Consider the following 13,115-nt stretch of genomic DNA (forward strand, 5'->3'; position numbering starts at 1 on the left):
CACGGATACTATCGGTATGGGCGCCGAGGGCGGGCACTGGGCGGGGTTCGAGATCGCGGTGCAGTGGTGATCCGACGGCGCGGAAAACGCCGTCAGGGATGTCGATCTCGACCCGCCGGAGCGCCGGATGCGCCGAGAGGTCGGCCACGGTGGACACGTTGGACCAGGCCAATTTGTGATCTTCGATGCGTGCGATCATCTCGGCCTTCGGTCGAGGAGCGAAAATCGGCTTGATGATCGCATCCAACTCCTGGCGATTGGCAACGCGCGAGGGATTGTCCAGGAAGCGCGGATCCGTGACGAGGTCGGGGCGGCGGAGAACCCCTTCGCAGAAGCGCGCCCACTCCCCGGGATTTTGCACCACCACGATGATCACGCCGTCCTGACACGCTAAGGTGCCATAAGGATAAATCGCCGCATGGCTGAGGCCCGTCCGCGGTGTTTCCTTGTGAGCATATTCGTAATGCAGCAGCGGCACACTCATGAGATCCGCCATCGTGTCGAACATGGCGATTTCGATCCTCCGACCCCGGCCGGTCCGGCCTCGCTCGATGAGAGCCTCCAGGACAGCCGCATGCGCGTTCATGCCGGTGCACACATCCGCAATGGAGACGCCGACTTTGCTCGGGGCATCAGGCGTCCCTGTGACGGAGCACAGTCCGCTTTCCGCCTGAATGAGCATGTCGTAGGCGCGCATGTGGCGATAGCTTGAGTCCTGTGCATAGCCGACGATGTCGGCCGCAATCAGGCGCGGATAACGGGCAACGAGATCGGCGGAGCCGAGCCCGATGCGGGAGGCGGCTCCGGGCGCGAGATTCTGTACGAACACGTCAGCACAGCTCACCATGCGTTCGACGAGCGCGCGATCGCGGGGATCCTTGATATCGAGGACGGCGCTTTCCTTGCCGCGGTTGAGCCACGCGAAATAAGCGCTCGTTCCGTGGACGGCGCGGTCATAATGGCGCGCGGTCTCGCCTTCTGACCGCTCGATCTTGATCACGCGTGCGCCCGCATCAGCTAGACGCGCCGTGCAGGCCGGAGCCGCCACCGCCTGTTCGATGGCCACGACGAGGAGATCCTTCAGGGGAGCGGACATCTAAAAAATCCCTAGTAAGATCGCGGCATCCCGAGCACATGCTCGGCGAGGTAGCTCAGCACCAGATTGGTCGAGATCGGCGCGACCTGATAGAGACGCGTTTCGCGGAATTTGCGCTCCACGTCGTATTCCTCGGCGAACGCGTAACCGCCGTGAGTTTGCACGCAGGCTTCCGCAGCCGCCCATGACGCGTCAGCCGCGAGCATCTTGGCCATGTTCGCCTCGGCTCCGCAATTCTCGCCAACCTCGAAGAGCTTCGCGGCGCGGTCCACCATCAGTTCTGCCGCGCGCATCTGCGCATAAGCTTTGGCGATGGGAAACTGAACGCCCTGGTTCTGGCCAATCGGACGCCCGAACACATGGCGTTCCTTGGCATACGACGAGGCTTTGTCGATGAACCATTTGGCGTCGCCGACGCATTCGGCGGCGATCAAGATGCGTTCGGCGTTCATACCGGACAGCACATAGCGAAAGCCCTTGCCCTCCTCGCCAATGAGATTCTCGGCAGGCACCTTGACGTTGTCAAAGAAGACCTCGGTGGTAGCATGATTCATCATGGTGCGAATTGGCTTGATGGTCAGCCCGTCCTTCTTTGCCGCCCGCATGTCGAGAATGAACACTGACATGCCGTCCGTGCGTTTGGCGGATTGCTCCTTCGGCTTGGTGCGGGCGAGGAGCAGCATAAGGTCGGAATGCTCGGCCCGCGAGGTCCACACTTTCTGGCCGTTGACCACGTAGTGATCGCCTTCGCGCCGGGCAAAGGTTTGGATTGAGGTGGTATCTGTGCCGCTCGTCGGCTCCGTCACGCCGAACGCCTGCAGGCGCAACTCACCGGAGGCGATGCGCGGCAGGTATTTCTGCTTCTGCACGTCGTTGCCGTGCCGCAGAAGCGCACCCATGATGTACATCTGCGCATGACAGGCCCCGCCATTGGCGCCGGCCTTCTGAACCTCCTCGAGGATCGCAGCGGCGGCCGTGAGGGGAAGGCCCGAGCCGCCATATTCCTCCGGGATCAGCACCGAGAGATAGCCGCCTTTCGACAGGGCCGTCACGAACTCCGTCGGGTAGGCCGCCTCGCGATCGAGCCTGCGCCAATACTCGCCGGGAAAAGCCTCACAGAGCTTGCGCACGTTTTCCCGGATCTGCCTCACATCGTCGCCCTGCGGTAGATCTTCAATCATCACTCTCGTCCGTATTGCATGGGTGCCCTTTTGGCGGTCCCGATTGTCGTTGGTGCGCGAATCAGTTTTTTTGCAGGCGTGGGGATCAGGCGGCCGATGCGGTTCGCTTCCGTGATCCCCCACAGGCGCGACAGGGTGGCGCCGATCTCGACCTCGCTCAACGCGCCGCTGAAGGCGGCGAGCCCTGAGACCTTGGCGTCGATCTCGCTGCGCGAGAGCGTGTTTCCGGGATCGCCTTTGGGCTCGTCAACCCGCGCCTCGATCTGACGGCCGTCGCTGGTTTCGACCTTGACCTTGCCGATCCAGCGCTCCGGATAGACCGTGTTCACCTCCTCATCGAGTTGCATCGCGACCCGCTTGCGGAACGCGACCACATCCGGCCGCGCGTAACCTTGCTCGAATTCGTTCATCCCGGCCCGGCCGAACGCGGCGATGAGGCCGAGGGTGGTGCCGATGGAGAACTTCGCCTGATGCACCGTCGCCGGATCGACGACCGGCCCGAGGACATCGATCGCGCCCTGATGCACGAGCGCTGTCACGCTGCCGATCTGATCGATCGACAGGTTGTTTTCGGTCATCGCCTTGAGAAGCGCATCGGCCGCCGGATGGGTGTGGCGGCAGGAGGCGTGGAGCTTGAAAGACGTCTCGGCGAGCGCCCAGCGGGTGCCCAGACCGACCTTGAGTCTAGTCGGGTCGGCATCGCTCGACATGCCGGCGGCCATGCCTTGCATTCCTTCGAGGATCTGGCGTGCGCCCGTAAAACCCTCTTTTGCCAGATAGGCGGCGATCAAGCCGTTGGCTGCCGCCTTGCCGGTGTGGAGGGGCTTGGAATCAGCTGCGTCCCGCAGGAACTCCCAAAGCCCGGCCGCCTGGGTGCCCGCCGATCCGAAAGCGTGAAGCATCTGCTCGGCATCGACATTGAGAAGGCGCCCGACCGCCGCTGCGGCAGCCAGCGCGCCGGCCGTGCCGGTCGTGTGGAAGATCTTGTAATGCGAGCGCCCCAGAAATTCGCCGACCCGGATGCCGACTTCGTAACCAGCGGTTGCCGCCACGATGAAGTCCCGGCCCGAAGCCTGGTTCGCCTGCGCCACCGCAAGAGCTGCGGGAAAGACAACGGCCGCTGGGTGAAACACCGAACCGTTATGCACGTCGTCCTGCTCGGCAAAGTGGGAGGCGGCGCCGTTGACCAGCGCTGCCATCAGCGGATTGGTCGATGTTCGATCGATCAGAACCTCGCAGGGGCCGTCCGTGGGGCCCATGGCACGCGCGAAGGCTGCAATCGCCTCGACGGGACGCGCGCCCTTTCCGGCGAGCGCCGATCCGACCCAATCGACGAAAAGGTCCTCCGCGCGCGCCACGACATCCGCAGGAATGTCTTCGTAGCGCAGGGCGGCCGCGAAGGCTGCGAGCTCGGCGCTCGGGGATAGGGAAGAATGTTGCATTGGAGAAAAGGCCTTGGGCCGGAGGTTGCAAAGTCGCCCAGAATGCAGCATGTGCGGCTCATGCGTGCAATTCGTTATTGCCAAAGTGGGCCTTTGCTCCCTTGGAAGATGCTCTCCAGGCGCGCCGGATGACAAGCACGCGATACGACCTCGTCGATTTGCGGCTGTTCCTCAATATTGCCGAGGCTGGGAACCTCACGCGCGGGGCGGAGCGGTCGTGTCTGTCGGTAGGAGCTGCCAGCACCCGTCTCAAGAATCTCGAAGAAAGCCTCGATATCCAGCTGTTCATCCGTCGCAGCCAGGGCGTCATCCTGACGCCGGCAGGTGAGGCGCTTCTTCGCCACGCCATTAATGTCTTGCAGGAGCTGGAGCGGCTGCATGGCAGCCTGCAGTTTTTTTCCCGGGGCCTGAAGGGGCAGGTGCGGATCTTCGCTAATACGACGGCAATGACAGGAGTCCTGCCCGAGGCACTCAGCAGCTTCCTTGCCACGCATCCGCAGGTCGATATCGATCTTGAGGAACGATTGAGCCCAGAGATCGCGCGCGCCGTCACGGATGGCAGCGTCGATATCGGCATTTTGGCCGGAAACGTGCGGACCGATGAGCTTGAGGTCATACCGTACCAGAAGGACCGCCTCGTCCTCGCCGTCGCCCGCAGCAATCCCCTGAGCGATCGCCACGACATCGACTTCACCGACGCCCTGTCGCAGAACTTCGTATCGCTTCATCAGGACAGCGCGATTTATGGGTTCGTCAACCAGATCGTGAGTGGGTTGGGTGCGAGCATCAACATCCGCATCAAAGTGTCGAGCTTCGAGGCGCTCTGCCGCATGGTCGAGGCGGATGTCGGAGTGGGCGTTCTGCCCGCCTCTGTCGCCGCCCGGCTCGCAGGCAGCCACGCGATCCACATCGTCGCGCTGCGCGATCCATGGGCTGTTCGGGAGCTAAAAATATGCGTGCAGAGCCTCCCCGGATTGCCTAGTTTCGCGCGCGAACTCGTGGATTATCTGGTTCTCCACTCCGATCCGGGATGTCGGAAGTAAGACATCATCAAGATCTGTTCGTCAGCACGGATCCACTCCTCGAACGCTCCCGCGCCGTCGCATCTGGCCGTCGTAAGATAAATTGACCGAATTGCTAGCATGGGTGAGTTACGCAAATCCAAAAAAGGTCGATCGTCTCTCCGCTTTTTAGAATATCGTCCTATACCAGGTATTCTGTGGTCTGGGACCATAGGTCCTCTTTTATTTCGCCTTACGAATTTTGAGGACGTCGCGCCACGGGAAGCCCAGAATGGCCGTGGCGTCGCGCCACGTGTTCGTTTCCAGGTCAGCTCGCCACCAGGGTTTCCGATGTCAGACAATCAGCAACGCCTCGCCCATTGGACGGGCTGCGAAGGGCCGCGCCCGGTCATCCTCGATGGCCGCTACGCGCGCCTTGAACCCCTCGACCCCGTTCGTCACGGCGAGGATCTGTATCGTGCCGGGTCGGGTCCGGAGGTGGACAGATTATGGCGCTATCTCGGCGACCGGCCCTTTGCCGATCGAATCTCGTTCGAGCCGTGGTTGACGCGTTCGGCGGCCTCGCAGGACCCGCTGTTCTTCACGGTCGTGGACAAGGCGACCGGTCGCGTCGGAGGCCGCCTGGCCCTGATGCGCATCGACCGGCCGCATGGCGTCATCGAAATCGGCAATATTCTCTTCGGACCAGACATCGCGGGGACGCGGGTGGCATCGGCGGCGGTCTACCTGCTGGCGCGCCATGTCTTCGACGACCTCGGCTACCGGCGGCTGGAGTGGAAGTGCAACGATCTCAACGAGCCGTCGAAGAGGGCTGCCCTGCGCTATGGCTTTTCCCCCGAGGGTCTGTTTCGTCAGCACATGGTGGTCAAGGGCGAAAATCGCGATACGGCCTGGTTCGCCATGCTGGATCGTGACTGGCCCGGCCGCAAAATGGCTTTCGAGGCATGGCTCTCGCCGGAAAACTTCGACGCTGACGGACGGCAGCGGGTTTCCCTGTCGGATCTAATGAGGGAGTGGCGCTGACCGACACGCGGGCCCGCTCCGCACGAGCGGGCCTGTCGTCAGAGGTCGTTCGTCAGGTCCCCGTTACGCTGGTCGCGCTGCGTGCGCGAAACTCCAACGCGGCCTCCTCCATGGTAAGGAAGTGGGCGCCACGCTCGAGCAGCGAGCAGATCAGGCGCTCGAGGAGAATCATCCGGTGGCCGCGGCCCGAAACGAACGGGTGGAACGTATAGGTCAGCACTCCCCATTCTTCCGTGCGCTTCATGTAGTCGAAATCCTCAACCCAGTTTTCCAGCACGAGACCAGCATTCTGCAGGCCGGGCAGGACGAAGTCCTTCGTCCGCATGAATTCGAAATGGGGATAGTCGTCGAGCGACCAGCTCACTGGCATTTCGATCAGGTTCGTGGTCTCGCCGAAGACGATCGGCTCGTGGTCCGAGACGATGTCGTTGTGGCGGGCGAAATAAGGATGGTGATCGTGGCCCATCATACTGCTCTCGTACACGAAGCCATGCTTCAAAAGCAGACCGACGGTCACCGGGCTCAGGTCGAAGGATGGAGACCGGTAGCCCCGCGGGTTTCGCCCTGCAATCTCTGCAATCGCCTCATTGGCCCGCAGCAAGCCTTCCTCCTCCTGTTGTGGAGACAGACTGGCGGGAGGCACGTGGGTCCAGCCATGATTGCCGACTTCGTGGCCGGCATCGACGATACGGCGGACATGGTCCGGGTAGGTCTTGACGATCGTTCCGGGAACGAACCACGATGCCTTGAGACGATATTTTTCGAGCAGGGTCAGGATCCGCCCCACGGCAACAGCACCAAACTCACCCCGGGAAATCGGCGTCGGGCTTTTGAGGTCGCGGGCAATCATGACGGACATGGCGTCGAAGTCGAAGGTCAGGCAGACGGCGTGTTGTTTCATGGGTGTCCTCGTTCACGAAATTGCGGGGAAGCGGTGTTTCGAACCACAAGCTCGCGGCACCTCAAGCCAAGGTTGCCATCAGGCGGATCATCAAGGCGAGGCGCTCCGGGATCGAGGAGATGAGAATGTGCTCATGTTCGGCGTGGGCGCCGTCTCCGGCGCATCCGAGGCCATCGAGCGTCGGAATTCCCAGAGCGGCCGCGAAATTGCCGTCGCTGACTCCGCCGCGGCTCGTCTCCGGCAGGTCGAAACCGAGTTCTTGCGCCATGGTCTTCGCCGTTCTGTAGAGGGCGACGACGCCGGGCGTGCGCTCGAAGGGCGGCCGGTTCAGTTCGCCTTCGACCACCACTCGCACATCCGCACCGAGCGGCTGCCGGCCATAGATGAGCGGCATGACGCGCTCCGCCTCGGCAAGGCTCGGAATCCTTACGTCGATGTCCGCCTCGGCCTCTGCCGGCACCACGTTCAGTCGCGTCCCGCCGCGCATCACGCCGACATTCACGGTCACGCCGCGGGCATAGTCGGTCAGTCCCTCGAGGGCCACGATCTGCCGCGCCAGTTCGAGAACGGCGCTGCGGCCTTCCTGATGATTGCCGCCGGCATGAGCGGGCCGTCCCTCGACGCGCAGGCGAAAGCGCCCCCACCCTTTGCGTGATGTCACGACGGCGCGGTCCGGGCCAATGCTGGGCTCAGGCACCAGAACATAGCGGGCGCGACGCGATTCCGCCTCGATCAACGCGCGGGATGTGGGACTGCCGATTTCCTCGTCGGAGGTGAAGAGCAGCGTCACCGGAAGCTCTGGTGTGCTGCCTGAACGGGCGAGATACCGAAGCGCCGCGAGCGCGAGATATCCGCCCGCTTTCATGTCGTAGATCCCCGGCCCGTAGGCACGGTCGCCATCGAGACGAAAGGGGCGCATAGCGAGCGTTCCGACGGGCCAGACCGTGTCGAGATGGGCCATCACGAGCACGCCCGGGCCGTTGCCTCGCCCTGGAACTCGCGCCAGCAGATGATCGCCGAGTCCGTCTTGCCCGGCGATGCGCTCTGCGTCGATTCCGTCACCGGTGAGGGCCTGATGAATTTTGGCCACGAGGCGGGTTACAGCGGGGCCATCGTCGGTGGGGGTCTCGACATCGACCCACTCGCCGATCCGGGCGAGGTGTGGAGCGGGGTCGATCTCCGCCGGATCGACCAGACCGGGATGCGCCGCTCCCGTCATGCCACCGGCTCGGCGCCGAGATAGGCGGCGATCACCCGCGGGTCGTTGACGATCACGTCGGGCGCTCCCTCGGCGATCTTCGTTCCGGCATCGATGACGAAGACCCGCTCGGAAATGCTCATGACCGCCCGCATGTCATGCTCGACGAGCCAGACGGTCGTGCCCTGATCGCGGACCCGGCGGAGACATTCGATCATCTCGGCCGTTTCGGTGCCGTTGAGCCCCGCACAGGGCTCGTCCGCGAGCAGCAATTCGGGCCGTGTTGCAACCGCGCGCGCGACCTCTAGCTTGCGCAAACTGCCGACGGTGAGGCTCGAAGCTTTGCGCTGAGCGAGATGCGAGAGGCCCATGAGATTCATCGCCTGTTCGACCACTTCCTTGACGTCGCGCTGTCCTTCGCGCCCGAAGAGCGCGCCGACACGGACATTCTCATAGACCGTCATGTCCGGGAATGGCTTGGCGATCTGGAATGCCCGTCCAATCCCGATCCGGCTGATGCGCGTCGTCGCCAGGCCGTCAATGCGAGCCCCGTTGAACTCGATCGTTCCGCTGGTGAGGGGATAATAGCCGGTGATGAGATTGAACAATGTCGACTTGCCGGCGCCATTCGGGCCGATGAGGCCGCAAATGCTGCCACGCGGAATGTCGAATTCGATGTCCGACAGAGCCCGCAATCCGCGGAATTGCTTCGAGACGCCGCGCCCTCGCAGAATGGTGTCGCTGTCCATCGTCATCACTCCGCTGGCTCGTTTGTGAGGCGGCGTTCGCGTTCGCGCGTCGGACTTGTCGGCTCCTCCTCCGGTGGGTCCCGTTGCCACAACCGAGCGGCGAGACCAAGCAACCCAGTCGGAGCGAGGAGCACGATCAGGACCACGAGGGCACCAGTCAATAGGAGATGCACGCTCAGGAACGAGCCAAGCACCACATTCGTCAGAAAAACCATGATGGCGGCGCCGATGACCGGACCCGCGATGGTGCCGATGCCGCCGATCATGTTGTGAACGATCATGTTGAGGCTGAAGTCGACCCGGAAGAGGGACGGCGTGCTGAAATAGCCGAGGCTGTAGGCGTAAACGGCGCCGAGCGTGCCGACCAGGAATGCACTCAGGACGAAGGCTTGAATCTTGTACCGCTCGGTCGGAACTCCGAGCATGCGCGCGGTATCCTCGTCCTCGCGAATGCTCATGAGCCCGTAGCCGAAGCGGCTCAGCTTGGTGGCGGCGGAGATCAGCAGGATCGCCACCATCAGGACCAGGAAGACGTAATAGTAGAAGACCTCGGGAGCAATATCGAGGTCCGTTCCCGCCGGCAAAGTCAGCCCCAGCCCGCCGCCGATCCAGTCGATGCTGCTCGACAGCTCGCTGAAGACCTCGCCCACTCCCAGCATGGCAATGGCGAAATAGATTCCGCGCAAACGCAGGAGCGGATACGCGAGGACTAGGGCAAACAAAGCCGCGACCAGCCCTCCAGCACCGACCGTCACCACCATCCCCCAGCCGGTCCCGCCACCGCCGAGCAGATGCGAGGAGACGAGAGCGGCCGTGAAGCCGCCGATCCCGATGAAAGCCGTATGGCCAAAGCTCCAGTACCCGGCGAAACCGCCCAACAATCCCCAGCTGAGCGCAAGACCCGCCGAGAAGAAAAAGACCTGAAGCACGCGAATGTAGAACGGCGGCAGAATCGCCGGCAGCCCCGTGAAAACGGCCACGGCCGCAACGCCCACGACGAGGGCGAGCAGCGGCTTCAGCGACAGCGGCCTCATCTGGATTCCCCGAAAGCATTGCCCATCAATCCTTGCGGGCGCACCAGGAGCATGAGGACCAGAACCAGAAACATCGTGGCGTTGGTGAAGGAGGGGCCGATATATTGCGCCGTCATCGTATTGATCACCCCGAGCAGCAGTCCGCCAAGGAGTGCACCGGCCGGGCTGCCGACACCGCCAAGCACAACCACCACAAAGGCGTTCAGCGTCCAGATCGCCTCCGTCGCGGGCGAGAAAGGCGCAACGATGCCGATGACCGCTCCGGAGGCGCCGGCGAATGCCGCGCCAAGGGCGAATGTCAGACCGTAGACGTGAGGGACGTTGATGCCGCTGAGGCCAGCGGCGAGCGGTTGCTGCGCCGTCGCGCGGATCATCCGCCCGAAGGACGTGCGAGACAGGAACAAGGTGAGCACGGTCAGCAGCACGAGGCTGGTCGTCAATCCAGCCACACGCACGGCATCGATCCGCAGATCCCCAAGGCTGAAGCTGACGAAGCTGTAGGATGGGCTGATGGAGCGGATGTCGGAGGAAAAAATGAGCTGCAGGATATTGCGCATCACCAGCGCCACGCCAAACGTGACGAGCAGGGACGCAACCACCGTCGCGCGCTCCGTCGCCCATTGGATGATGGTGCGTTGATAAACGTATCCGGTCGCAAAGAGCACCACCATGATGACGGGAATGCCTACCAGAGGGTCGAGGCCGAGGCCGGACCATAGCAGCAGTGCGATGTAAGCGCCCGCGACGACGAATATGCCGTGCGTCAGATTGACGATGCCAAGCACGCCGAAGATCAGCGAAAAACCAACCGCCGCCAGCGAAAACACGCCTCCCAGTATCAAACCGTCAATCAGGGTTTGTAATGCAACCACGCCATTCTACTCCTCATTTTCCGGCTGTTGTCATGTCTCACTTGGCGGCGAACCGCATTGTCAGGCCTTCCCGGTTGGTCACCCAGCGGAAACAATGCGTGTGTCTGGGCCGGATACTCTCAGCGCAAGCGACCCTCGCCGCTTGCGCGCCTGTGGCGATTATCGAGACTGACCCGTCAGGCGCGGTCTTTCCAGGACGGGACCGGGTAGACGGCCTTTGCCGCCGCCGCCTCTTCGGGAAACACCACCTCGACCTTGCCGCTCTGGTTCTGCACGATCAGCGGTCCCAGGAGTTTGGGATCGCCGTCGCCATCCGCGGTAAAGCGGATATGGCCGTAGAAGCACTTGAAGTCGAGTTTTGCCAGGGCATCCCGGACGTCCTCAGGGGCGATCGACCCCGCATTCTTCATGGCCTCCACATAGGCCAGAATACAGGCCGCTCCGCTTGCCATGTGATAGGTGAGCGGGCGATCGAAATTCTTCCGGTAATAATCCGCGAAGTCCTTGGCGGTGCCGAAATAGGAGCCCTTGAAGGCCGCACCTTCGGACCAATAGGCTTGCGTGACGACACCGTTGGCGTAATTGCCAAGCGCTTGGCGATAGGCCTCCGTCTGCGGTCCGAGGGTTTGATAGAGCAGGTTGACGTTCGTTCCGGTCGAGACCATCTGGCGCGCGATGAGGATCGCCGCATCATCGTGAACGCAGCAGATGAGGACGTCGGGCGGATTCGCGCGGATAGACGAAAGGACGGTCGAGACATCGCTGACCTGGGCCGGAAGCTGGATCATGTCGGCGACCGACATGCCCTTGTCCTCAAGCGCCTTCTTGCCGCCTTCGGCCTGGAATTTCGAGAAGGCGTCGTTGGTATAGATGAACGCCACGCGCTTCACGGCCGGCGTCAGGCTCTTCAGGAAATCGGCGGATGTTTCGAACTGGAGCGAGGCGCGCGGAAAGACGCCGAAGACATATTTTCTTTTCTGCGTGAATACCAGATCGGATCCGGCACCCGCCTGAACCATCGGCCGGCGTGCGCGCTCGGTGATCGCACAGCTGGGAAGCACGATATTGCTGCCGAAGGAGCCGAGGAAGTAGTTGATCCCCTCGTCGACCTGACGCTGAATCAGCGTCGTTGCACGCGACGGGTCGCTCGCGTCGTCGAACATCTTCACATCGAGCTTGTAGGTCTCGTTGCCGATTTTGACGCCACCCAGATCTTCGTTGATCTTCTTAATCGCAGCGCGGTAGCCAAACAGAACATTCTGCCCGGTTTCCGCACTAGCTCCGCTCATCGGGATCGAGCCGCCGAAGACTAGAGTTTTGGCGCCCGCCTGGGCGTGGGCACTTCCAGCCGGAAGATACCGCGCCGCTGCCGCCGCGATCAGCCCTGATCCCGTAGTCCTTAAAACTTGCCTGCGCGTGATCGCCATCGATCTCACCCTTTCAACGGAAATTTCCACATGAATGACTAAAGCCCCAGGAAGGCTTGTTTGACGAACGGATTCACGAGCATTTCCTGGCCTGTTCCGGCCAGCACCACCCGCCCCTTCTCGAGGACGTAGGCCCGATCCGCAATTCGCAAAGATTGCTGCGCATTCTGTTCGACCAGGAGAATGCTGATGCCCTGCTGGTTCAGCCTGCGGATCAGCTCGAACATGTGCTGCACGAGGAGGGGGCTCAGGCCCAGTGAGGGCTCGTCGAGGATCATCAGCCGGGGCGAGCTCATCATCCCGCGCGCAATCGCCACCATCTGCTGTTCGCCGCCGCTCAGCGAGCCGGCATTCTGCCGTCTCCGCTCGGCGAGACGCGGAAAAACTTCGAGGACGCGCTCGAAATTGACCGCAAACTCGGCTCTCGCACGCCGCACATGGCCGCCGACCTGGAGGTTCTCCTCAACCGTCATGTGCTGAAAGACGAGACGGCCTTCCGGCACAAGCGTGACCCCCTCCTGAACCATCGCGTAGGAGGGAAAACCCGTCACATTCTTGCCGGCCCAGGACACCGCTCCGGCAGCAGGGCGCAATGCACCCGCGATCATCTTGACGGTCGTGCTCTTGCCCGCCCCGTTAGCGCCGAGCAATGCGACGATCTCGCCCTCGCCTACCGTGATTGAAACGTCGTGCACCGCCTGGATGCCGCGATATGCATACCGCAATCCATGGGCGCCGAGCAGCGCCGCAAGGGGCTTCGAAGCGCGCGTTTTGATCAGAAGTTCCCCGTCGTGGTCATCGCATTGCATACCGATACGCTCTAATTGCCTTTCGAATTGCGCCATCACTGATGCACGATGTCAAGCGCAAACCTTTGCAGCCCGGTCGCCGACCGGGCTTAGAACGCATCCGATTTATTTTTGGGACCACCAGCCGGCAACCACCACCTCATATGCGGCTGCGCAAGGAGAGCCATGGGCGCAACGCCGCCCATGGCTCTCCTGTCGAAATGACCTCCGTCAAATTCCGCTGAGGCAGACGTATTTGATTTCGAGGAAGCCCTCGATGCCATATTTCGAGCCTTCGCGGCCGAGGCCGGATTGCTTGACGCCACCAAAGGGTGCGGCCTCGTTGGCGAGGAGGCCGGTATTGACGCCGACCATGCCGCTC

At 62.4% G+C, this 13,115-nt stretch carries 13 protein-coding genes; 2 read left to right on the top strand and 11 right to left on the bottom strand.

What is annotated here, in order from left to right:
* From FEZ63_RS18980 to FEZ63_RS18990, 3 genes are all read right to left on the bottom strand, one after another.
* A partial coding sequence (locus FEZ63_RS18980; protein ID WP_150947417.1) for a CaiB/BaiF CoA transferase family protein occupies positions 1 to 1,096 on the bottom strand: 1,096 nt, incomplete at its 3' end.
* Positions 1,097 to 1,107: 11 nt separating this feature from the next.
* Positions 1,108 to 2,277 carry an acyl-CoA dehydrogenase family protein gene (locus FEZ63_RS18985; protein WP_150947419.1) on the bottom strand — a complete coding sequence of 390 codons (1,170 nt, stop codon included), beginning with the start codon at positions 2,275 to 2,277 and terminating at the stop codon, positions 1,108 to 1,110.
* The gene (locus tag FEZ63_RS18990; protein WP_150947421.1) at positions 2,277 to 3,719 is read right to left on the bottom strand and encodes an MmgE/PrpD family protein; all 1,443 of its coding nucleotides are present in this window, start codon (positions 3,717 to 3,719) and stop codon (positions 2,277 to 2,279) included. Before FEZ63_RS18990 ends, FEZ63_RS18985 begins: the two co-directional genes overlap by 1 nt.
* Positions 3,720 to 3,847: 128 nt before the next feature.
* On the opposite strand from FEZ63_RS18990, the gene FEZ63_RS18995 reads away from it, so the two are divergent.
* Positions 3,848 to 4,762 carry a LysR family transcriptional regulator gene (locus FEZ63_RS18995; protein ID WP_150947423.1) on the top strand — a complete coding sequence of 305 codons (915 nt, stop codon included), beginning with the start codon at positions 3,848 to 3,850 and terminating at the stop codon, positions 4,760 to 4,762.
* 309 nt (positions 4,763 to 5,071) lie between these two features.
* Positions 5,072 to 5,764 carry a GNAT family N-acetyltransferase gene (locus tag FEZ63_RS19000; RefSeq protein WP_150947425.1) on the top strand — a complete coding sequence of 231 codons (693 nt, stop codon included), beginning with the start codon at positions 5,072 to 5,074 and terminating at the stop codon, positions 5,762 to 5,764.
* Between the two features lie 52 nt (positions 5,765 to 5,816).
* Here the strand turns inward: FEZ63_RS19000 and FEZ63_RS19005 are convergent, their stop codons facing one another.
* The 8 genes from FEZ63_RS19005 to FEZ63_RS19040 form a co-directional block, all read right to left on the bottom strand.
* Positions 5,817 to 6,665 (bottom strand): polysaccharide deacetylase family protein, encoded by an 849-nt coding sequence (locus tag FEZ63_RS19005; protein WP_150947426.1) that lies wholly within the window; start codon positions 6,663 to 6,665, stop codon positions 5,817 to 5,819.
* Positions 6,666 to 6,726: 61 nt separating this feature from the next.
* Complete coding sequence (locus tag FEZ63_RS19010; RefSeq protein WP_150947428.1) at positions 6,727 to 7,884, bottom strand: M20 family metallopeptidase; 1,158 nt, start codon at positions 7,882 to 7,884, stop codon at positions 6,727 to 6,729.
* Positions 7,881 to 8,612 carry an ABC transporter ATP-binding protein gene (locus tag FEZ63_RS19015; protein ID WP_162419786.1) on the bottom strand — a complete coding sequence of 244 codons (732 nt, stop codon included), beginning with the start codon at positions 8,610 to 8,612 and terminating at the stop codon, positions 7,881 to 7,883. The genes FEZ63_RS19010 and FEZ63_RS19015 overlap by 4 nt, the downstream gene beginning before the upstream one ends.
* A gap of 5 nt (positions 8,613 to 8,617) precedes the next feature.
* On the bottom strand, positions 8,618 to 9,646 hold the full coding sequence (locus FEZ63_RS19020) for a branched-chain amino acid ABC transporter permease (protein ID WP_150947432.1): 1,029 nt from the start codon (positions 9,644 to 9,646) through the stop codon (positions 8,618 to 8,620).
* Positions 9,643 to 10,518, bottom strand: a complete 876-nt coding sequence (locus FEZ63_RS19025; protein WP_150947434.1) for a branched-chain amino acid ABC transporter permease — start codon at positions 10,516 to 10,518, stop codon at positions 9,643 to 9,645. The genes FEZ63_RS19020 and FEZ63_RS19025 overlap by 4 nt, the downstream gene beginning before the upstream one ends.
* A gap of 176 nt (positions 10,519 to 10,694) precedes the next feature.
* The gene (locus FEZ63_RS19030) at positions 10,695 to 11,945 is read right to left on the bottom strand and encodes an amino acid ABC transporter substrate-binding protein (protein WP_150947436.1); all 1,251 of its coding nucleotides are present in this window, start codon (positions 11,943 to 11,945) and stop codon (positions 10,695 to 10,697) included.
* 38 nt (positions 11,946 to 11,983) lie between these two features.
* Positions 11,984 to 12,754, bottom strand: a complete 771-nt coding sequence (locus FEZ63_RS19035) for an ABC transporter ATP-binding protein (RefSeq protein WP_150947444.1) — start codon at positions 12,752 to 12,754, stop codon at positions 11,984 to 11,986.
* Between the two features lie 210 nt (positions 12,755 to 12,964).
* Positions 12,965 to 13,115, bottom strand: a 151-nt coding sequence (locus FEZ63_RS19040) for an aldehyde dehydrogenase family protein (protein WP_150947497.1), incomplete at its 5' end; no start/stop codon positions are given.

This window comes from Microvirga brassicacearum (assembly GCF_008757455.1).
GTDB classification, from domain to species: domain Bacteria; phylum Pseudomonadota; class Alphaproteobacteria; order Rhizobiales; family Beijerinckiaceae; genus Microvirga; species Microvirga brassicacearum.

Coding starts and splice junctions, on each gene's coding strand:
- FEZ63_RS18985 (WP_150947419.1), bottom strand. CDS start 2,277: ATGATTGAAGATCTACCGCAGGGCGACGATGTGAGGCAGATCCGGGAA.
- FEZ63_RS18990 (WP_150947421.1), bottom strand. CDS start 3,719: ATGCAACATTCTTCCCTATCCCCGAGCGCCGAGCTCGCAGCCTTCGCG.
- FEZ63_RS18995 (WP_150947423.1), top strand. CDS start 3,848: ATGACAAGCACGCGATACGACCTCGTCGATTTGCGGCTGTTCCTCAAT.
- FEZ63_RS19000 (WP_150947425.1), top strand. CDS start 5,072: ATGTCAGACAATCAGCAACGCCTCGCCCATTGGACGGGCTGCGAAGGG.
- FEZ63_RS19005 (WP_150947426.1), bottom strand. CDS start 6,665: ATGAAACAACACGCCGTCTGCCTGACCTTCGACTTCGACGCCATGTCC.
- FEZ63_RS19010 (WP_150947428.1), bottom strand. CDS start 7,884: ATGACGGGAGCGGCGCATCCCGGTCTGGTCGATCCGGCGGAGATCGAC.
- FEZ63_RS19015 (WP_162419786.1), bottom strand. CDS start 8,612: ATGGACAGCGACACCATTCTGCGAGGGCGCGGCGTCTCGAAGCAATTC.
- FEZ63_RS19020 (WP_150947432.1), bottom strand. CDS start 9,646: ATGAGGCCGCTGTCGCTGAAGCCGCTGCTCGCCCTCGTCGTGGGCGTT.
- FEZ63_RS19030 (WP_150947436.1), bottom strand. CDS start 11,945: ATGGCGATCACGCGCAGGCAAGTTTTAAGGACTACGGGATCAGGGCTG.
- FEZ63_RS19035 (WP_150947444.1), bottom strand. CDS start 12,754: ATGCAATGCGATGACCACGACGGGGAACTTCTGATCAAAACGCGCGCT.